At 69.1% G+C, this 20132-nt stretch carries 19 protein-coding genes and 1 pseudogene; 8 read left to right on the top strand and 12 right to left on the bottom strand.

From position 1 onward, the window contains the following. Positions 1 to 200: 200 nt before the first annotated feature. Positions 201 to 1082, bottom strand: a pseudogene (locus NP777_RS40895) (pyroglutamyl peptidase); the annotation flags it as partial. Between the two features lie 9 nt (positions 1083 to 1091). On the opposite strand from NP777_RS40895, the gene NP777_RS40890 reads away from it, so the two are divergent. Next, positions 1092 to 1349: a hypothetical protein gene (locus NP777_RS40890; protein WP_256655297.1), complete on the top strand. Its 258-nt coding sequence runs from the start codon at positions 1092 to 1094 to the stop codon at positions 1347 to 1349. 67 nt (positions 1350 to 1416) lie between these two features. Here NP777_RS40890 and NP777_RS40885 read toward each other — a convergent pair whose 3' ends face one another. Together NP777_RS40885 and NP777_RS40880 are read right to left on the bottom strand one after the other, a co-directional pair. Then, positions 1417 to 1980, bottom strand: coding sequence for a GNAT family N-acetyltransferase (locus NP777_RS40885; protein ID WP_256655254.1), 564 nt, complete (start codon positions 1978 to 1980; stop codon positions 1417 to 1419). A gap of 23 nt (positions 1981 to 2003) precedes the next feature. Further along, entirely contained in the window at positions 2004 to 3368 is a 1365-nt protein-coding gene (locus NP777_RS40880; RefSeq protein ID WP_256655253.1) for a hypothetical protein, read from the bottom strand. A gap of 288 nt (positions 3369 to 3656) precedes the next feature. On the opposite strand from NP777_RS40880, the gene NP777_RS40875 reads away from it, so the two are divergent. From NP777_RS40875 to NP777_RS40850, 6 genes are read left to right on the top strand one after another with little or no spacing between them, the layout of a single operon-like run. Further along, the gene (locus NP777_RS40875) at positions 3657 to 4397 is read left to right on the top strand and encodes an ATP-binding protein (protein ID WP_256655252.1); all 741 of its coding nucleotides are present in this window, start codon (positions 3657 to 3659) and stop codon (positions 4395 to 4397) included. A 26-nt stretch (positions 4398 to 4423) separates the two neighbouring features. Next, positions 4424 to 5449, top strand: coding sequence for a radical SAM protein (locus NP777_RS40870; RefSeq protein ID WP_256655251.1), 1026 nt, complete (start codon positions 4424 to 4426; stop codon positions 5447 to 5449). After that, positions 5446 to 6072, top strand: a complete 627-nt coding sequence (locus tag NP777_RS40865) for a dTMP kinase (RefSeq protein WP_256655250.1) — start codon at positions 5446 to 5448, stop codon at positions 6070 to 6072. Before NP777_RS40870 ends, NP777_RS40865 begins: the two co-directional genes overlap by 4 nt. A 1-nt stretch (position 6073) precedes the next feature. Next, entirely contained in the window at positions 6074 to 6580 is a 507-nt protein-coding gene (locus NP777_RS40860) for a hypothetical protein (RefSeq protein ID WP_256655249.1), read from the top strand. After that, positions 6577 to 7368, top strand: a complete 792-nt coding sequence (locus tag NP777_RS40855; RefSeq protein ID WP_256655248.1) for an STM4013/SEN3800 family hydrolase — start codon at positions 6577 to 6579, stop codon at positions 7366 to 7368. The genes NP777_RS40860 and NP777_RS40855 overlap by 4 nt, the downstream gene beginning before the upstream one ends. Positions 7369 to 7389: 21 nt before the next feature. Beyond that, on the top strand, positions 7390 to 7869 hold the full coding sequence (locus tag NP777_RS40850) for an NUDIX hydrolase (protein ID WP_256655247.1): 480 nt from the start codon (positions 7390 to 7392) through the stop codon (positions 7867 to 7869). Here the strand turns inward: NP777_RS40850 and NP777_RS40845 are convergent. The 9 genes from NP777_RS40845 to NP777_RS40805 all read right to left on the bottom strand — a co-directional run bounded on the left by NP777_RS40845 (position 7834) and on the right by NP777_RS40805 (position 19087). Next, positions 7834 to 9099, bottom strand: a complete 1266-nt coding sequence (locus tag NP777_RS40845; RefSeq protein ID WP_256655246.1) for a pyroglutamyl-peptidase I — start codon at positions 9097 to 9099, stop codon at positions 7834 to 7836. The two genes, NP777_RS40850 and NP777_RS40845, sit on opposite strands and share 36 nt — an antisense overlap. Before the next feature lie 108 nt (positions 9100 to 9207). Then, positions 9208 to 10377: an aldose epimerase family protein gene (locus NP777_RS40840; protein WP_256655245.1), complete on the bottom strand. Its 1170-nt coding sequence runs from the start codon at positions 10375 to 10377 to the stop codon at positions 9208 to 9210. Between the two features lie 43 nt (positions 10378 to 10420). After that, the gene (gene mmsB / locus NP777_RS40835) at positions 10421 to 11653 is read right to left on the bottom strand and encodes a multiple monosaccharide ABC transporter permease (protein WP_137977806.1); all 1233 of its coding nucleotides are present in this window, start codon (positions 11651 to 11653) and stop codon (positions 10421 to 10423) included. Continuing rightward, entirely contained in the window at positions 11650 to 13212 is a 1563-nt protein-coding gene (mmsA, locus tag NP777_RS40830) for a multiple monosaccharide ABC transporter ATP-binding protein (protein WP_256655244.1), read from the bottom strand. Before mmsA ends, mmsB begins: the two co-directional genes overlap by 4 nt. A 14-nt stretch (positions 13213 to 13226) precedes the next feature. Next, positions 13227 to 14336 carry a multiple monosaccharide ABC transporter substrate-binding protein gene (gene chvE / locus NP777_RS40825; protein ID WP_256655243.1) on the bottom strand — a complete coding sequence of 370 codons (1110 nt, stop codon included), beginning with the start codon at positions 14334 to 14336 and terminating at the stop codon, positions 13227 to 13229. 33 nt (positions 14337 to 14369) lie between these two features. After that, positions 14370 to 15359 (bottom strand): hypothetical protein, encoded by a 990-nt coding sequence (locus tag NP777_RS40820; RefSeq protein WP_256655242.1) that lies wholly within the window; start codon positions 15357 to 15359, stop codon positions 14370 to 14372. Positions 15360 to 15551: 192 nt separating this feature from the next. Next, positions 15552 to 16589, bottom strand: coding sequence for a zinc-dependent alcohol dehydrogenase (locus NP777_RS40815; RefSeq protein ID WP_256655241.1), 1038 nt, complete (start codon positions 16587 to 16589; stop codon positions 15552 to 15554). A gap of 151 nt (positions 16590 to 16740) precedes the next feature. Next, on the bottom strand, positions 16741 to 17904 hold the full coding sequence (locus NP777_RS40810; RefSeq protein WP_256655240.1) for a mandelate racemase/muconate lactonizing enzyme family protein: 1164 nt from the start codon (positions 17902 to 17904) through the stop codon (positions 16741 to 16743). Positions 17905 to 18109: 205 nt separating this feature from the next. After that, on the bottom strand, positions 18110 to 19087 hold the full coding sequence (locus tag NP777_RS40805) for an ArsR/SmtB family transcription factor (RefSeq protein WP_256655239.1): 978 nt from the start codon (positions 19085 to 19087) through the stop codon (positions 18110 to 18112). A 163-nt stretch (positions 19088 to 19250) separates the two neighbouring features. Between NP777_RS40805 and NP777_RS40800 the strand changes: the two genes are divergently transcribed. Further along, on the top strand, positions 19251 to 20132 hold an 882-nt coding region (locus tag NP777_RS40800; RefSeq protein WP_256655238.1), incomplete at its 3' end, for an MFS transporter.

Genomic DNA, 20132 nt, shown 5'->3' with positions numbered 1-20132 from the left:
CAATTGAGCGCATCGGCACAGTACTGCCATGGGCACGGCAAGCGAGAGGCGATTATGTGAAAGATTCGTGAAGGCGAGTCAAGTGCGGGCGTTCGTAAGGTAGTTGAATGCGAAAGGGTGTCGGCCCGCGTCCTGCGCCGCCACTGCCCCGAACTGGCGGGCCCTTGGCCGTGTTGCTCGCCGATCGGGGTACCGGGGCCTCAACGGGCCGTGTCTGCGACCACCGTGAGGATTGAGCGCACCTGGGCGGTGATGGCCTCGCGGTTGTGGACGAAGTCCGGGTCGGTGACCTGGCCCGTGGCGGGGTCGGTGTTGTCCGGGCCGAACCGCAGGACCGGGGTGTGGAGATGGCCGCCCGGGGCCTTCAGCCCGACCGCGTCGCGCAGCAGGGTGGCGCGGTAGGCGATCTCGTTGGAGAGGTAGTCGCCGCCACCGCCCGCGCGGGCCGTCGAGCCGGGGGTCGGGCCGTCCGGGCGGATCACGGGGGTGGTGCCGCCCGCCGGGATCTCGGTGACCTCGGTGTGGTCGTAGACCGGGACCGGGCCGGTGTTCGCCGCGACGATCTTCTCGTAGGGGAGGGTGGTCGTCGTCCACTGCGGCTGCGGGTGCGGGGTCGGCACACCGGCCGGGACCGGCACGGTCTCGGTACGGGAGACTTTCGCGTTGTCCGGATAGCCGCCCCGCCAGGCGCCGTTGGTGCGCTCGACGTCGAACCGGCCCACCCGGCCCTGGCTCACGGTCAGGAACGCGTCCACCCGGCGCGGTCCCGACCGGAAGGCGGGCAGCAGCGTCCGCTCGACCGTGCCGTCCGCGAAGTCTCCCCAGCGGACCGGGAAGACGGCCGTCTCGACGCGGGCCGGGCCGCTGTCCGTGCGGATCGTCGTCCCGTCCAGTGCGAGCGCCGCCGCGCCGGAGGGGTTGGAGCGGCGGACATCGGCGTCCAGCTGGAACGGGTCGAAGCCGGTGACCACGATGCGCTTGACGCGCTGACCGGCCCTACCGGCCGGGAGGTCGATCGAGTCCTCCCCGCGTGAGGTGCGCTCCAGCGTGTCGAGGAGCGCGGCGCGGCGGGCGGCACTTACACCAACACGATGACCGACACCACCGTCGGCATCGAAGGCATGGTCCAGCTCGTCCTCAGCACGGCGGAGCGATATCCCGGTCACACCCTGCGCCCCACCGGCGGCCTGGACACCCACCACGGCGTCGGCAGGTTCAGCTGGCTGATGAGCGCACCTGATCCCATCATCGCCGCAGGCGTGAACCACGGCCGGGAGCTGCCCGAACTCGACTTCGTCGAGTTCACCCCGGACAACCGGATCGCCCGCATCGTGGGCTTCTTCGGCTGAGCGAGCGGGACCAGCCCAGTCGGCGGCCCCTGCCGTCCTCCTCATCACGCGGCGTGCCGGACGGCGCTCACGTGCGCTTGCCGTCCTGCTCGCCCCACTCCTCGCGAAGAACCCCATAGACGATGGAGTCGCGCCATGCGCCGCGCACGTGGACATGGCCGCGAATGCGTCCCTCTTCCGTCAGGCCCGCCGCGAGCAGTGTCTTCTCCGAGGCGACATTGAGAGGAGCCCGAGCCGCCCAGACCCGGTGAAGGCCGAGATCGACGAAGGCGAGGCCGAGGAGAAGGCCGACTGTCTCCCGTCCGTACCCCACTCCCCAGGTGTCCGGACGCAGGGCGAATCCGATGGTTGCGGCGCTTTGTTGATGGGGGTCCAGCGCAAGGCGGGCAAAGCCCACCAGCTCGCTGCCGCTGCGCGCGGCCACCGCGAGCGCGTACTCGTCGCGTGGGGTCGCCGACGCCGAGGCAATGGAACGCGCGACGATGCCTCCGACTTCGGCACGCGAGCGGGGTGTGAAGCTCAGGTGCTCGGTGGCGTCCGGGCTGCCGTAAATCGCGAGAACGGCATCCACGTCATCGATGGTGAGTTCGCGCAGCGAGAGGCGAGCGTCGTCGCGAAGGACCGGATACATGGCGGGACTCTACCTCTGGCCGTTCAGCTGGGCAGGGCGAGCGCGGGACGGCTACTGAAGACCGCGATCTCCGCACGCAACTCTCGCGCCGCAGCGGCGTCCCGGACCATTCCGCGCATGAGCGATGAGCGCACGCGCTGAACGGAGCCGATGATGCCGGCGTTGCGCTGGTTGGGCGGGAGGTCGAGTACTGGCTGGACCGCTTCGACGGCTCCGTCCAGGTCGTCCGTGGAGAGGCGAGCGAGAGCCAGGTCCGACTGCGCTCCGGCCAGGTCGCCGAATGCCCAGTACGGGTCATTGGGGTCGCTGAAGCCGTGCACGGCTTCCTCGGCACGGGCAACGAGATGTGCGTTGCCGTCACCGAGCAGCACGCACGCTTCGACTTCGTAGTAAGCCTGCTTGACCTGTGGAAAAAAGAAGTTCCCGCCAAGCGCGTCCAAGTCGTCCGGCAGGGTGCGTTCCCGCAGGTCCTCTGCGCGGCGGTTCGCCGCGTGGACGGATTCCGCATCGCCCAGCAAGGCCGCTGCTCGCGCTTCCAAGCCCGCCAGCCACACGTTGACGCTGCCGCGTAGGTTGCCTCCTGTGGAGGTTCCCTTTCGGGCATAGTGCAGGGCGTCCTCGGGGCGATCAGCCCAATAGGAGATCAACGACTGGAGCCCTCGGACCCATGCGGCCATTCCTTGGTGCTCGGCCTGGTCGGCGCAGACGGCGGCGGTTCGGGCCTGCATCATGGCCGACTGGGGATCACCGAGGTCGTGTGCCGCCTTGGCCAGCATTCCCGACTGGAGTGAAGCGAGAAGGTACAGGTCACGGATCTGCGAGGGCCTGGCGTGGCCGCTCTCCAGCAGACGGAATGTCTCGTCCTGCATGTGGGTGAGATCATCCAGGATCATTCCAAGGGGGACACGAACGTAGATCTCAGCGATGCGGTGAACCTCGTCCTGGAGATGCGCCAGCGTTTCCTGTCCTACTTCGTTTCGCTCCGCACCGATGGCAAATCGGATTGCGCGCCTTGCGGCCATAGCTGCGTGCCTTTCCATCCAGGGAAGGTCCGCGTCGGGACCGACGCGGCATTCGACGTGCTGCGGGCTGGCGGCGATGCGCCCGCGCTCGGGAGGTACGGGTTCGACCGCGGGCGCTACTTCGGCGAGGAGTTGGGTGATTGGCCGTTTGAAAAGATGACTGAGTACACGTCGCGCGTCGTTTTGCGGCGTCACCTTTCCGAAGTACCAGCGTTCGAAGGTGCTTTCTGAGAGGGTGAGCGTGGCCAGGGACGACTCTCCTGTCTCGTGGGCCAGACTTCGAGCAGCCAGCCGATACTGATGTGCGAAGGCCGCGTAGTCCTTCCAGCCCTGTTCGTCCAACAGGACCCGGAGGAGCGTTGTCATCGGAGCCCCCTTGTGCCGTGGTTCCCAAGCCCGTGTAGCGACGGTACGGCCGTTGTTCCCGCGACGTCGCGTGCTCACCGGTAAGTCAGCGACTCTGACCCAACTCTGACCGGAGTCTGCTCAAATGCGTTCATGCGGCTACCCCAGACTGACGGCGGTCTGATGGTGGATCTGCACCGGAAGTGGTTGCGACGCTCGGTCCAGTACCTCGTAACGTGCACGAATGGCGACTGACCGTAGTCACCTTGGCGCGTAACAAGACCGCAAGCAAAATGCCTGGAGAGGGCCATGGACCAGCCCGAACGCTTCGTCGTGTCCTGCTCGCGCACACCTCAGCAGGTGGCGCGGTTACGTCGCCTTGGAGCTGCGCATCTCAGATCGTGGGGGCTGCACGACTGTGTTGAGACGGCGAAGCTACTCATCAGCGAGCTTGTCACCAACGCAGTTCGGTATGGAGAGGCGGATGAGATCGGCTTCTCCGTTTCCCGCTGGAGGAACGAACTCCGCATTGAGGTGAGTGACGGCAGTCCCGGCCACCCCATGGTCAAACGCCCGAACCTGGGAGAGGAAAGCGGCCGCGGGATGCTTATCATCGACGCCCTTGCCAAGAATTGGGGTACCAGCCTGGATGGCACCCTCACCTGGTGCACGATCGCCGCGCCAGACCCCATCGCAATGTCGCCGGGGTTCTGGTGCGAGTGGCGCTCGGGTGACGGCACACGGCTCGCCTCGAACGCATCGCCATCGCCGGACGCGGCGATCCACTGGGCGCGCGTTCAAGGGCGCGTCGTCGCGGTCGCTATGGGAGTACCGGCCGTCGGCTACTTCTGGGACCTGCTGTCCGATGCGTGGCGTGGGCCCGCAGAGGCCTTGGAGCGGGGCGAGGCTTTCACGCTTCGTATGACCGCTGGGCCGTACACCTTCATCTGGCATGCACGCCCTGCGGTCTTCCTGCCGATCGTCGAGGGCGCACCGGACCCTCATCATCCGCAAGGAGCGGTTGTCCATCCTCCTCTGCGCCCCCATTGAGTCCGCCCACCTTTATGGAGGTTGTCGTGCCCCACACGCCTGCCCCGCTCGCCGCGTCCGACGTCGACTGGACCGCCTTACAGAACTTCGCCGCTCTTCGCGGTCAGTTGAGGGTCTCGTTCGGCCCTCGCTGCAACATCGCCTGCTGGTTCTGCCACAACGAGGGTGACGTCCCGCCCCCGCTGACCCGTGTGGATCGCTCGCGGCAACCGCGGCCCCGCCGTCTTGACGCGGATGGGTACCTGACCCTGATCACCGCTTTGATGCGGGCGGGGATGAAACGGGTCTACTTCACCGGCGGCGAGCCGTTGACCTCGCACCTGGCCCGCCCCGTATTGGCGCGGCTTCCCGAGCCCGGCCCCGATGTCTCGTACACGCTGATCACCAACGGCACTCGTGTCCGCACACATCGGTCATGGCTCGCCAAGACCCAGCTGGACAAGGTGAAGGTGTCCTTGCATTACTTCTCCGACGAGTCACTGCACGCCATTGCGGGGACGCGTGTGGGGATCAAAGCGGTCCTCGACGGGATCGAAACAGCACGGGAGATCTTTGAGCGGGTCGAGCTGAATACGCTCCTGCAGAGGGAGAACGCTCATGAGGTCCGACAGATCCTGGACTTCGCGCTGGAGCGGCGGATGCCGGTGCAGTTCATCGAACTCGTCGGCACTGACTTCAATGAGAGCCGAGCCTCCTCGGCGGTGCCCGCTGACGCGATCATCGCGCATCTGCGCACACTCACCGCCGACGAGCACACCGAGGTGGCCGGTGTAGGGCAGGGCCGCCGTGTCTTTCGTATCGATGGTGTCGAGATCGACGTCATCCATCGGAACCTGGGCCGCCACCACGTCGGCCAATGTGGAACCTGTCCACTGCGCTCCAAGTGCGTCGAGGGCCTCTGGGCCTTACGGGTTGACCATGACGGCGGCCTCCAGCCCTGCCTGCTTCGGGACGACCTGCGTCTGGACGTAATGGAGAGCCTGGCCGATCCCGCGCGGCTCGCCGAGGTCGTGGCCCGGCACATCGCTTCGTTCACGGAGGGCACACTGTGAGCCTGCCATTCGCCTATCAACCCCTCGGCTCGGGTGGACCTCGAGGCCCGCTCGTCGTCCTCGAAGGTGTCTCCGGGATCGGCAAGTCGACGCTCGCCCAAGCGCTGACCAGGCGACTCGGCGGGACGGTGCTGCACACTCTGCCCCGCCCGCATTCCGGCTGGTCTGCTGCGGTGAATTCCCGACTGCGCTCTCTGCCGCAGTTCGCGTTCTACCTCTCCGGCCTCCTGCACGCTTCCGATTCGATCCGCCATTGCGGGGCGATCGGGCCGGTGGTCGCCGATCGCTATGTCTCGTCGGTGATCGCGTGTCACGCCGCCGTGCACGGTGTCGAGATTGAGACGGTCGCCACTCTCCTCGAACCTTTCCGCTCCTATCTGGAAACTCCGATGCGCACCTTCTACCTGCGCTGCTCGGAGACGGCTCTTCGGGAGCGGATGGCGAGCAAGGACGACGTGAAGCAGGACGACACAGAACTCTTTGCCGTTCCGGGTCGTCTGGCTCGCCTGCTGATCAACTTCGAGCAGCTCGCCGACTCCGATCCCACAGCCGCACTGGTCGACACAGATGGCAGGACGCCCGACGACCTGGCCGACCAGATCATCGCTCAGCTGGAGGCGTAGGGTGCTCAATCCCATCGACGTCGCAGCCGTCATCCGTGACGGTGGTGCGATCGGCCGGTTCCCAGACGAGATCCACGAAGGGGTTGCCTGGTGGATGGGTGCCGGCCTCGTCGTCGTCACCCGAGCTGACCGGATCGTGGTCGCTCACGACGGTCATCCGACCAGCTCCAGGTTCCACGAGCGCTTTTGCCGGGGTGCTGTCAATGCCCGACACTTCGGCTGCGCTGTTGTGGACCTCCTCGTCACCGACGAGTCCGGGCTGATGCGGGCCAGGCAGGAATTCGGCGCGGTGCCCGGCGCCCTGATCACCACCACTGGAGACGGCGTCGAGACGGTCAGGATCTCGCTGTACGACGGCGGAGGGCATCCGCTTGGCGAAGAATCCGGGGTGGCTGCCATTCGCGACATGATCGCTGAGGATCGGGTTCCGATTCCCGTCAACGAACAGGCCAGGGGGCGAGTGGAACGGTATCGGTCGTCAGCAGCCGGAGGAGGGGCAGCGGAGTGATCAGCGCGGCAGAGATCATCCGTGCCGGCACCAGCATTCTGTTCGTCACTCTCGACTCACTGCGGTACGACGTGGCCCGCACTGCGTATGACGACGGCCTCACCCCATATATGGAGAGCCTGCTACCGGAAGGGGGCTGGGAGCGTCGGCACACCCCTGGCAGCTTCACGCTCCCGGCACACATGGCGTTCTTCTCCGGGTTCCTGCCCAAGCTGCCACAGCCCGAGCAACCGCCTCGCCTGTGGGAATGCCGTCCACCCGCCTTCAAAGCCGTCGCCGAGGAGACGTTCGTCTTTGAAGCACCCAACCTCCTTCGTGGCCTTGCCGGACATGGCTATCGAAGCGTCTGCGTGGGCGGCGTCACGTACTTTTCGCGCGAGACACCGCTTGGTTCCGTCCTGCCCGACCTGTTTGACGAGGATCACTGGCGTCCCGAGTTCTGCTCACCGGAGATGGATTCGACCCGGCACCAGGTCGACGGTGCCCTGGAGGTCGCCGAGAGATACGAGCATCGTCCGCTATTTCTCTTCGTCAATGTCTCGGCCACTCACGTCCCCCACGGTCACTACATCGGCGAGAGCCGCGATACCTGCGCCTCGCAGCGTGCCGCACTCGCGTACGCGGACGAACACCTGGGACGTCTGATCACCATGCTCACGGCGAAGCAACGCTGGTTGATCATCATGTGTGCCGATCACGGGGACGCCTTCGGCGATGACGGATTTCAGGGCCGGGGAATCGCTCATCCCGTCGTGATGAATGTGCCGTACGCGGCGATGGTGCGGTGACGGCCGCTACGCTCGCCGGCCATGAGCGACGATATCCAGGGCCATGGGTCGGTCCGTGACGCCTCTGTCGTAGTAGCCCGCGACGCCGATGGGCTGGTGGCCGTGTTGAGCGCGGATTTCCCCCGCCATGGCGGTGAGTACCTGTTCCTGCCGGGCGGGCGCAGGGAGGCGGGGGAAACGGCGGAAGAGTGTGCGCGGCGGGAGTTGCGGGAGGAGGCGGGGGTCATGGCGGAGACGTGGCGTTCGCTGGGGTCGTATGCGATGACTCTCGGCTCCACGGCGCGCGTGCATCTTTTCGAGGCCCGGCGGCTGACCGTCGGGCCTCAGCAACTCACCCCTACTGAGCAGGACTTCAAGCTTTCCTGGTGGTCGATGGGCGACGTGATCGACGCGGTCGCGCAGGGCCGCTTTCTGCTTCCGGCCGGGCCCTTGGCCGTGTTGCTCGCCGATCGGGGTACCGGGGCCTCAACGGGCCGTGTCTGCGACCACCGTGAGGATTGAGCGCACCTGGGCGGTGATGGCCTCGCGGTTGTGGACGAAGTCCGGGTCGGTGACCTGGCCCGTGGCGGGGTCGGTGTTGTCCGGGCCGAACCGCAGGACCGGGGTGTGGAGATGGCCGCCCGGGGCCTTCAGCCCGACCGCGTCGCGCAGCAGGGTGGCGCGGTAGGCGATCTCGTTGGAGAGGTAGTCGCCGCCACCGCCCGCGCGGGCCGTCGAGCCGGGGGTCGGGCCGTCCGGGCGGATCACGGGGGTGGTGCCGCCCGCCGGGATCTCGGTGACCTCGGTGTGGTCGTAGACCGGGACCGGGCCGGTGTTCGCCGCGACGATCTTCTCGTAGGGGAGGGTGGTCGTCGTCCACTGCGGCTGCGGGTGCGGGGTCGGCACACCGGCCGGGACCGGCACGGTCTCGGTACGGGAGACTTTCGCGTTGTCCGGATAGCCGCCCCGCCAGGCGCCGTTGGTGCGCTCGACGTCGAACCGGCCCACCCGGCCCTGGCTCACGGTCAGGAACGCGTCCACCCGGCGCGGTCCCGACCGGAAGGCGGGCAGCAGCGTCCGCTCGACCGTGCCGTCCGCGAAGTCTCCCCAGCGGACCGGGAAGACGGCCGTCTCGACGCGGGCCGGGCCGCTGTCCGTGCGGATCGTCGTCCCGTCCAGTGCGAGCGCCGCCGCGCCGGAGGGGTTGGAGCGGCGGACATCGGCGTCCAGCTGGAACGGGTCGAAGCCGGTGACCACGATGCGCTTGACGCGCTGACCGGCCCTACCGGCCGGGAGGTCGATCGAGTCCTCCCCGCGTGAGGTGCGCTCCAGCGTGTCGAGGAGCGCGGCGCGGCGGGCGTCGGTGAGCGGGAAGCCCGGCCGCCACTGGCCGAGCGCGCGGGTCATCCCGAGCCGCGCCCAGTACAGCGGCCGGTCGTCGTCCCGGCTGAGGTCCCCGCCCGCGGGCCCCCGGCCCTGTACGCGGTCCACGGCGCGCTTCCACAGCCGCCCGCCCTCGCGGGCGATCACCCGCTCGGCCTCGGCGGGGGACCGTACGCCCGCCAGCGCGCGGGCGAAGTCCGGTGCCACGCCGTCGAACCCGCTGCGGCGCAGGATCTCCTGGGGCGCGGCCTGGTCGAGCCGCTGCTCCTCGACGGTGGGGGCGGCCGTGGTGCCGGCCGCGGCCGTCGTCGGCGCGGCGAGGGCCAGGGCGACGGCGGCCACGGCGACCAGGGTGTGTATCGGTCTCATACGAAGTCCTCTCGGAGGGGCGGCGGAAGGCGGCGGAAAGGCGGCGGGGAAAACGACGAACCTCCCGCCCCGCGCGGATGCGGGGCGGGAGGAGGAGAGCGGAGCCGCTCAGCGGGTCGAGAACGAGTGCACCGTCGTCGACCGGTAGGTCTGCCCCGGCCGGAGCACCGTCGAGGGGAACGACGGCTGGTTCGGCGAGTCCGGGAAGTGCTGGGTCTCCAGGGCGAAGGCGTCGCCCTGCCGGTAGACCCGACCCGACGTGCCCGCGAACGTGCCGGTCAGGAAGTTGCCGGTGTAGAACTGCACACCCGGCTCGGTCGTGGCGATCCGCATCACCCGGCCGGACTCCGGCTCGGTCACCGTCAGGAAGTCCTCCGGACGGCTGGTGATGCCCTTGTCCAGCACGAAGTTGTGGTCGATCCCCTGCCCGTAGAGCACCTGCTGGTGCGCCTCCCGGATGTCCCGGCCGATCTCCTTGGCACGGCGGAAGTCGAACGGGGTCCCGGCCACCCGGGCGAGTTCGCCGGTGGGGATGAGGGTCTTGTCGACCGGGGTGTAGCGGCTGGCGGCGATCTCGAGACGGTGGTCGTAGACGGAGCCGCTGCCCTCCCCGGCCAGGTTGTAGTACGTGTGGTTGGTGAGGTTCACGACCGTCGCCTTGTCGGTCGTGGCCTCGTAGTCGATGCGGAAGTCGCCCGCCGCCGTGAGCGTGTAGTCCACGCGCACGGTGAGCGTGCCGGGGTAGCCCATCTCCCCGTCGGGGCTCACCCGCCGCAGGGTGAGCCCCACGTCCGCGCCCTTGCGGAACGGCTCCACGGACCAGACGTGCTTGTCGAAGCCCTTGTCGCCGCCGTGCAGGCTGTTCGGCCCGTCGTTGATCGGCAGTTGGTACTTCTTGCCGTCCAGCGTGAAGGTGCCGCGTGCGATGCGGTTGCCGTAGCGGCCGATCAGGGCGCCGAAGTACGGGCTGTCCGCAACATAGGAGTCCAGGTCGTCGAAGCCGAGCGACACATTGGCGCGGCGGCCGTGGCGGTCGGGGATCTCCAGGGCCTGCACGATGCCGCCGTAGCTGAGCACGCGCAGCCGGGTGCGGCCGTTCTCGATCGTCCAGCGGTCGACCCGCGTACCGTCCGCGAGCGTGCCGAAGTGCTCCTTCACCGCGCCTCCCTTGCCCGCGGAGTCCCCTCCGCCGGCTCCGTGAGCGGTGCCGGTCGTGGCGGCCGAGGCCGCCAGTCCGGCCGCCGCCGCCGTGATCACCGTGCGTCTGCTCGTGGTCATATGCGGCTCCATAAGGCTAGATCCATGAGGGACAGCTGATGGGTTACGACCCGACCTTGCGCTTGTTCCAGACATCGAAGCCGACCGCGGCCAGCAGCACCAGACCCTTGATCACCTGCTGGTAGTCGGTACCGATGCCGACCAGCGACATACCGTTGTTGAGCACGCCGAGCACCAGACCACCGATGATCGCGCCGAGCACCGTGCCCACACCGCCGCTGGCCGAGGCGCCGCCGATGAACGCGGCGGCGATGGCCTCGAGCTCGAAGTTGAGGCCCGCACTGGGGGTGGCGGAGCCCAGCCGGGCGGCGAAGACCAGACCGGCGAGGGCGGCCAGCACACCCATGTTGACGAAGACCAGGAAGGTGACGCGCTTGTCCCGGACGCCCGACAGCTTGGCCGCCGGCTGGTTGCCGCCGAGGGCGTACACATGCCGTCCGACCACGGTGTTGCGCATCACAAAGCTGAACAGCACGAAGAGCACGGCCAGGATCAGCAGCCCGTACGGCGCCCCGTGCCAGCTGGACAGCGTCATGGTGAACGCCATCACCGCGGCCACGATCGCGGCACACTTGACGAAGAACAGCCCCAGCGGCACCACGTCCAGCTCATAGGCGGTCCGCTGCTGCCGGGCGCGCCACTCCTGCCAGACGGCGGCGGCGCAGACGACGAGACCGATCACCATCGTGGGGTTGTGGTACTGGGTGTACGGGCCCATCTCCGGGATGAAGCCGGTGCTCATCTTCTCGAAGCCGTCGGGGAACGGCGACAGGGACTGACCGTCCAGCAGGATCTGGGTGCCGCCGCGGAAGGCCAGCATTCCGGCCAGGGTGACGATGAAGGACGGAATGCCTATGTAGGCGATCCAGAAGCCCTGCCAGGCCCCGGCCACCGCGCCGAGCAGCAGACACAGGACGACCGCGAGGCCCCACGGCATATCGTGTTTGATCATCATGACGCCGGCGGCCGCGCCGATGAAGGCGACCAGCGAGCCGACCGACAGATCGATATGCCCCGCGATGATCACGATCATCATGCCGATCGCGAGGATGAGGATATAGCCGTTCTGCTGCACCAGGTTGGTGACGTTCAGCGGCCGCAGCAGGATGTCGTCCGACCAGATCTGGAAGATGACGATGATCAGGGCGAGCGCGACCAGCATTCCGTACTGCCGCATATTGGACCGCAGGCCCTGCAGCAGCAGCGTCCCGACGCTGGGCGAGCCCTCGGCCGGCGGTGGGGCCGGGCTCTCGGTCTTCTGGGTGGCCGTGCTCATCCTTCGTCTCCTCTGTCCCTCGTCATGTGGCGCATCAGAACTTCCTGCGTCGCCTCGGCCCGGGGAACCTCCCCGGTCAGCCGCCCGGCCGCCATCGTGTAGATCCGGTCGCACATCCCCAGCAGCTCGCCCAGCTCGGAGGAGATGAAGATGACGGCCTTGCCCTGGGCCGCCAGATCGTTGATGACCGTGTAGATCTCGTACTTGGCCCCGACGTCGATGCCACGCGTGGGCTCGTCGAGGATGAGCACTTCGGGACCCGCGAAGATCCACTTGCTGAGGACGACCTTCTGCTGGTTGCCGCCGCTGAGCCGGCCGACCTGCTCGAAGACCGTGGGCGCCTTGATGTTCATGGTGGTGCGGAACCGCTCGGCGACCCGCGACTCCTCGTGCTCGTTGACCACGCCGCGGCGCGCCACCTTGGTCAGCGAGGAGAGCGAGACATTGCGGCTGATGGTGTCCTCGAGGTTGAGCCCGTAGTGCTTGCGGTCCTCGGTGACGTACGCGATGCCGTGGTCGATCGCCTCCGGCACGGTGCGGGTACGGACCTCCTGGCCGTCCCGGAACACCCGGCCGCCCGCATAGCGCCCGTACGCCCGCCCGAAGACGCTCATGGCGAGTTCGGTGCGGCCGGCGCCCATCAGCCCGGCGATGCCGACGATCTCCCCGCGCCGCACGTTCAGCGACACCCCGTCCACGACCTTGCGCTGCTGGTCGATGGGGTGGTGGACGGTCCAGTCCTCGACGGCCAGGGCCACCTCGGAGGAGTCCTCGCCCTCGTACGGGGTGCGGTCGGGGAAGCGGTGGTCGAGGTCGCGGCCGACCATGCCGCGGATGATGCGGTCCTCGGAGATCTCGGCGTCGGCCTCGGGGGTCTCCCGGACGGTCAGGGTCTCGATGGTCTGGCCGTCGCGCAGGATGGTGACGGAGTCGGCGACCCGGCGGATCTCATTGAGCTTGTGGGAGATCAGGATGCAGGAAATGCCCTGCGCCTTGAATTCCAGCAGCAGATCGAGGAGTTTTCCGCTGTCCTCGTCGTTGAGCGCCGCGGTCGGCTCGTCCAGGATGAGCAGCTTCACCTCCTTGGAGAGCGCCTTGGCGATTTCCACGAGCTGCTGTTTGCCCACGCCGATATCGGTGACGCGGGTCTGCGGCGAATCCGTCAGACCGACCCGCTTGAGCAGCGCGGTGGCGTGTCTGAGGGTTTCGTTCCAGCTGATCAGGCCGCGCCGGGAGTGCTCATTGCCGAGGAAGATGTTCTCGGCGATGGACAGATAGGGGATCAGCGCCAGTTCCTGGTGGATGATGACGATGCCGCGCTGTTCGCTCGCGCGGATGTCCTTGAAGGCGCACGCCTCGCCGTCGAAGAGGATCTCGCCCTCGTAGCTGCCGTGCGGATGGACCCCGCTGACCACCTTCATCAGGGTGGACTTCCCCGCGCCGTTCTCCCCGCAGAGGGCGTGGATCTCGCCCTGGCGGATACGGAGATTGACGTCGGAGAGCGCCTTGACGCCGGGGAACGTCTTGGTGATGGCGCGCAATTCGAGAATGGTGCTCATAGCCCGGTACCGCCCTACTTCAGCTGCGACGCGGTGTAGTAACCCTGGTCGACCAGCACCTGGGTGTTGGACTTGTCGACGCTGACCGGGTTGAGCAGGTAGGTCGGCACGACCTTCTCGCCGTTGTCGTACGACTTGGTGTCGTTGACCGGGGGCTTGCCGCCCGTCAGCTCCGCCTTCGCCATCGCCACGGTGGCCTTCGCCAGCTTGCGGGTGTCCTTGTAGATGGTCTGCATCTGCTGGCCCCGCAAAATGGACTTCACGGAGGCCAGCTCGGCGTCCTGTCCGGTCACCACCGGGTACGGCTTGGACTTGGTGCCGTAGCCGACGCCCTTGAGCGCCGAGAGGATGCCGATGGACATGCCGTCGTACGGCGACAGCACGGCGTCCACGTCGCGGCTGCTGTACGCCTTGTTGAGCAGGTCCTCCATCCGGTCCTGGGCGGCGCTGCCGCTCCACTTCTCGGTGTAGAGCTGGTTGAGGCTGGTCTGCTTGGAGCGGACGACCAGCTCGCCCTTGTCCATGTACGGCTTCAGCACCTTCATGGCGCCGTTGAAGAAGTACTTGGTGTTGTTGTCGTCCGAGGACCCGGCGAACAGCTCGATGGAGAACGGGCCCTTGCGGCCCTTGGACAGCCCCAGCTTGTCGGCGATGTACTGGCCCTGGAGCCGGCCGACCTTCTCGTTGTCGAACGTCGCGTAGTAGTCGACGTTCTTGGTGCCCAGGAGCAGCCGGTCGTAGGAGATCACCGGGATGTTGGCCTCATGGGCCTGCTTCAGGACATCGGAGAGGGCCCCGCCGTTGATCGGCGCGATCACCAGCAGCCGATGGCCCTTGGTGATCATGTTCTCGATCTGGGACACCTGGGTGCGGACGTCGTCCTCGCCGTACTGCAGGTCCGTCTTGTAGCCCGCGGCCTGGAACTGCTTGGCCATGTTCCGGCCGTCGGCGATCCACCGCTCGGAGGACTTCGTCGGCATCGCGATGCCGATCGTGCCTCCCTTTTCCTTGCTCTTGTACCGGCTGCCGCCGACCGCCTCCTGGCCACAGGCCGTGGCGGTCAGCGAGAGCGCGAGGAGGCCGGCGCCTATCGCCGCGGCTCGTGCTCCTCTTACCGTGCGCATGGTGTTTGGGTCCTTCCCTGGGGCGTCGTTGCTTCAGGAACTGGGGTGGTCCGTGCCGGCGGTGAAACGCCGCAGCGGACCGGGCAGCCGGGAACCGAGCGGGGACATCCCGCCGTCCGCGCCCAGCCGGGTGAGCAGGTCGAGCACGAGCCGCCCGCGGCGCACCCGCTCACGGGCGCTGCTCAGCGCCACGTCCCGCAGCTGGGCGCCGTACGGGTAGATCCCAGGGGATTTGCTGAGCCCGAACTTCAGATAGATGGGGGCACCGCGCCGGATCAGCTCCGCCGCGTCATAGAGCCGTACATAGCCGCCGAGGTCGTCCGGGGCCTCGACGTAGAAGTCCATCGGGGCGCGGGAGACCCGGCGGATCTCGGTGAGGTGCTCCAGCGTCAGGTCCGAGGGGATGTTGATGGAGTCGGCCCCGAGCTGCTCGTACACCGCGAACGAGGCCGGGTTGACCGGGCCGACCAGCGCGGACAGCTTGAAGGTGATGTCCGCGGGCAGCTCGCCGCTCGCCCGCAGCCGGTTCAGCAGCCACAGCACCCCCTCGTCGGCCACCAGCAGGCACTTCACGCCCAGCGAGACCGCGCGCAGCGCGTCCTCCACACAACCGGCCACCGCGTCATGACCACGGGCGCGCAGGCCCCCGCCGCCGGAGTCGGAGCGGGTGGCGGCGCCGATGTCCCAGGTGCCGCGGGGCCCGGTGAACAGGCACAGCTCGGCGTTCCGCTCCGCGCAGCACTCCACCATCTCGGTGATCTCGGCATCGGTGAGCATCCAGACGCCGCTGCCCTGGCTGATCCGGTGGATCGGCACATCCAGCCGTCCGGCCTCCTTGAACACGGCGGCCAGTGCCTCCGGGCCCTCGACGGAGGGGACCTCGGTGCGCCAGGTGCCGCCGTCGGGGAAGGTGTGCGCGGAGGCGTCGGCGGGGTCGGGGGCGGGCGCGGCGTGGCCGAGCGACGCGAGGGCCGCGTCGGCGGGGCGGCGGGGGCCGGAAGAGGCGGGTGAGGCGGCGGTCACGGTGCTCCCTGTGGAGTGATGGCCGGTGGTTCGGCGTCCGGCTGGTGCTGCCCAGGACATCGTTGTCCGGGTGGGGCTGGGGTGATGACTAGAGACGGGCCGGAGGACTGGTGGGATGACTGGAGTCGGCTCCCAAAGGCTGGTGGGACGACCGGAGTCGGGGGCGGAAGGCTTGACACGGCGCGGTCCCACTCATGCGCTGTCGGGGCCCCGCGGACGCAGCAGCACCTTGCCGACGGCCGGATCCCCGCTGCCGACCAGCTCGATCGCCGAGGCGAAGTCGGTCAGCGGCAGCTCATGGGTGATCAGCGGCCGCAGGCTCAGCAGCCCCGCGTCGAAGACCCGTACGGCGTGCGACCAGGCGGCGGGCGCGGCCCCGAAGACGGTCTGCACCTCGATCTGGCGGACCACCAGATCGGTGGGGTCAAGACCCTCCGCGCCCGCCGCCGGGATGCCGGTGAGCACCAGCCGGCCGCCCCGGCGCAGCAGGGAGGCGGAGGTGCGGGCGGCGGAGGCCGACCCGGCGGTCTCGATCACCACGTCGTAGCCCGAGAGCTGGTCGGACAGCTGGTCCCGGGTGCGGAACTCGGTGCCGCCGAAGGACAGCGACAGTTGCTCCCGGTCCGGGCGGGTGCCCACCACCAGCAGCCGCTCCGGGGAGACGGCGGCGAGGAACTGCACGGCGATCATGCCGAGCGTGCCGGTGCCGACCACCGCGACCCGCTCACCGGGCTGGGTCCGGGCCTTGAGCGCGGCGGCGGCGATGCACGCGGCGGGCTCCAGCAGGGCGGCCGCGCCCAGGTCGGCGTCGTCGGACAGCGGGTGCAGCAGCCGGGCGGGCAGGGCCAGGGTGTCGGCCATCGCCCCGGGCTGGGTGAAGCCGGTCTCCTCGTACCCGGCCGTGCACAGCGTGGTGTCCCCGGCGTGACAGCGGTCGCACACCTGGCAGTTGCGGAACCCCTCGCCGACGACCTTACGGCCGACGAGCGCCTCCGGGACGCCCGCGCCGACCGCCTCGACCGTCCCGGACCACTCATGGCCGGGGGTGACGGGGTAGCGGACGTAGCCCTCGGGCCGGTTGCCCTGGTACAGCTCGCGGTCGCTGCCGCAGATCCCGGAGGCGTGCACCCGCACCCGCGCGTCACGAGGGCCGGGCGCGGCGACCGTCCGGCTCCCCAACCGGTGGCTGCCGGGCCCCTCGAGGACCAGGACGTCTTCCGTGCGGCTCATATGCATCGGCTCCCCTCGGTACTGCGCGCCTCCGGCCCGTTCGTGGCTCGGCCGCTCGGCCCGGAGACGGGACGCGTGCCGACGGGGCGAAGCCGGGCGGCCCCGGCCGCGGACGGCCGTATCGCGGCGGCGGCGCGACGTGCCACGGCGCTCATTCCCCTCGCCCCCCGGAGGGATTGCGCTTCTCCCAGCCCTCGGCCCACAGGTCGAAGTGGGCCTGCTGCTGGGGGAATTCGGCCGCCGCTTCGGTGTCAAGCTCCACGCCGAGACCGGGCTCGTGGGAGAGCTGGAAGTAGCCGTCCACGACCTGCGGGGCGCCCTTGACCACCTTCTTGATCTCCGCGTCGGCGAAGTCGTTGAAGTGCTCAAGGATCTTGAAGTTCGGGGTGCAGCCGGCGACCTGCAGCGACGCGGCGGTCAGCACCGAGCCGCCCACGTTGTGCGGGGCGATCAGCACATAGTGGGTCTCGGCCGTGGCGGCCAGCTTGCGCGTCTCGCCGATGCCGCCTATGTGGCCGACGTCGGGCTGGATGATGTCGGCGGCCTGCGACTCGAAGAGCTCGCGGAACTCGATCCGGTCGTGGATGCGCTCGCCCGTGGCGATCGGCAGCCGCGTCTTCTCCGCGACCTTCGCGAGCGCCTTGAGGTTCTCCGGCGGCACCGGCTCCTCCAGCCACGACGGGTGGAACCGCTCCAGCTCGCCCGCGATCCTTACGGCCGTCGCCGGGCTGAACCGCCCGTGCATCTCCACCAGCAGCTCGGTCTCCGGGCCGATCGCGTCCCGTACGGCCTCCACGAGGGAGAGCGAGTGCAGGGTCTCGGCGTGGTCCAGCTCGAAGTGGCCGGTGCCGAACGGGTCCAGCTTCAGCGCCCGGTAGCCGCGCTCGACCACGGTGGAGGCCGCCTTGTGGAACGCCTCGGGCGTGCGCTCGACCGTGTACCAGCCGTTGGCGTACGCCTTGACCCGGTCCGTCACCTTTCCGCCGAGCAACTGCCAGACGGGCACCCCGAGCGCCTTGCCCTTGATGTCCCAGCAGGCCATCTCCACACAGGCGATGCCGGACATCACGATCTCGCCCGCCCGGCCGTAGTCGCCGTACTTCATCCGCCGGACCAGGTCCTCCACCGCGAACGGGTCCGACCCGGCGAGGTGATTGGTCTCGGCCTCACGCAGATAGCCGAGCAGCGCATCGGTCCGCCCGAGCATGCGGGTCTCGCCGACGCCGGTGATCCCCTCGTCCGTATGGACCTGCACATAGGTGAGATTGCGCCAGGGGGTGCCGACGACATGCGTACTGATACCGGTGATGCGCACAGCAATCGACCCTTCGCGGTGTTCGATATTTCGTCACTCGTTCGAAATCTTGACGTGACGGTAGTAAGGGCCCGTCAGGGGTGTCAATGGTTGTGCGTCGAATGACGTTCGAACGTGACAACCCATCACGACCGATCAAGAACCATCATGACCGATCATCTCGCTGGACAACATGGCTATCGGGATGTTCGTTGCGACGTCCGCACTACCCGGCGCCGCGCTGCGCCTTCACCAGGACCTCGCCCGCCGCCGTCCGGTTGTACAGAACCGATCGCCCCACCCGGTGCCTGCGGACCAGGTGGGCCTCGCGCAGGACGCGCAGATGGCGGCCGATCGAGCCCAGGGTCTGGCCGGTGAGGGCCACCAGGTGGGTGGTGCTCTTCGGGGTGTCGAGGAGGAGCAGAACGCTCGCGCGGGCCGGGCCGAGCAGACGGGCCAGGGGGCCGGCGGCCGGTCGCGGATCGGACCCGGCGAGGGCACCGGCGCACGGGTAGACCACGGCGTAGCGGTGCGGCGCGTCCCAGGAGACCCATCCGGCGGCGGGCGTGACGGGGACGAAGAGCAACTGGGCGCCGTGGACCGCGCGGGGCGGGTTGTCGTGGGCGTTGATCTGGAGTCGGCTGCCGCCCAGCCAGCGCATCCCCGGCCGCATACCGTCCAGGACGGCCGCCCAGCCGCCCTGGCTCACCTGGCCGGTGCGCGCCACCACATCGGCCTCGATGATCCGGCGGCGGCGCGGCCAGGTGGGCCGTACGGCTTCCGTCCACACCCACTCCAGCAGCTCCGCGAGCCGCCCCGGCAGATCGTCGCGGCGCAGCGCGGGCGGGAGCGGGGTGCGGCCCAGGGAGACCGTGAGGTCGCGGCGGGCGGCGGCGGGGGCCGTCGTACGGATCCGGGCCAGCTCCTCCTCGAAGGACGGCTCGCCCTCGCCGGGCGGCGCCTGGGTGAGGAAGTCCGCGAGCCAGGTCCGGCCGAGCGCGGCCCGTACGAGCAGCGCGGTCACCGGGTCGTCGGCCAACCGCGCCCGGTAGGCGGGCAGATGGGCGTCGAGCCAGGCCCGCTCGCCCGGGTGCGCGGCGCTCGCCCGCTCCAGGGTGATCAGGGCGGCGGTGGTCTCGGCCAGGGCGGAGCGGACGAACCGGCCGCCCGCGAGCGTATCCGCGTCCACCAGCCACAGCCCCACCTGGCCACCCCCGCCGCCACCCCGTGGTCGCGCGTCGTCGCGTGTCGTCGCGCGTCGCCTTGCGTCGTCGCGTGTCGTGCCTCGTTGTTTCGTTGTTTCGCGTTGTTTCGCGTCCGCGCGAAACATTAACGCCGCCGCGCGGCGACTCCCGAGTCTGAAGGTCATGCGCACGTATCGAGAAGTGTTCCGGGTCCCGGAGTTCACCCCGCTGTTCCTGGTCTCCGCCACCCAGGTGGCCGCCTCGACGGCGAGCGGACTCGCCCTCGGCACCCTGGTCTACGCGGCGACCGGCTCACCACTGCTCTCCGCGCTCAGCATGTTCGGCCCCTCGCTCGCCCAGGTGGCGGGCGCGCTGGCGCTGCTGTCGGCGGCCGACCGGCTGCCGCCGCGCGCCGCGCTGTCCGGGCTGTCGGCGCTCTTCGCGGTGGGGACCTCCGCGTTGGCCATCCCCGGACTGCCCGTGGCGGCCGTCCTCGCCATCGTGTTCGGGCTGGGCGCGGCGGCCTCTCTCGGCGGCGCCGTCCGCTACGGGCTGCTCACCGAGATCCTGCCCAAGGACGGCTATCTGCTGGGCCGTTCGGTGCTCAACATGTCGGGCGGCACCATGCAGATCGGCGGATACGCGGCCGGTGGCCTCCTGGTGACCGCCCTCTCGGCGCGCGGCACCCTGCTCACCGCCGCCGCGCTGTATGTGCTGGCCGGGGCCACCGCCCGGTTCGGGCTGAGCGGGCGTCCGGCGCGGGCCGGCGGACGGCCCTCGGTCGCCGAGACCTGGCGCGTCAACGCGCGGCTGTGGTCCTCCGCGCCCCGCCGCCGCGTCTACTACGCGCTCTGGGTGCCCAACGGGCTGATCGTCGGCTGTGAGTCCCTCTTCGTGCCCTATGCGCCCCGGCACGCCGGGCTGCTCTTCGCCGTCGGCTCCCTCGGCATGCTGATGGGCGACCTCCTCACCGGGCGGCTGCTCCCGCCGCACCGGCGGGAGCGGCTCCCGGCGCCCCCCCCGCCGCTGCTCGCCCCGCCCGATCTTGTCTTTCCGCCCCGGCCC

This window comes from Streptomyces rugosispiralis (assembly GCF_024505145.1).
In the GTDB taxonomy this organism is placed as follows: Bacteria; Actinomycetota; Actinomycetes; order Streptomycetales; family Streptomycetaceae; genus Streptomyces; species Streptomyces rugosispiralis.
The sequence above is the reverse complement of the archived record's forward strand: the minus strand, read 5'-3'. Positions and strand labels throughout refer to the sequence as shown.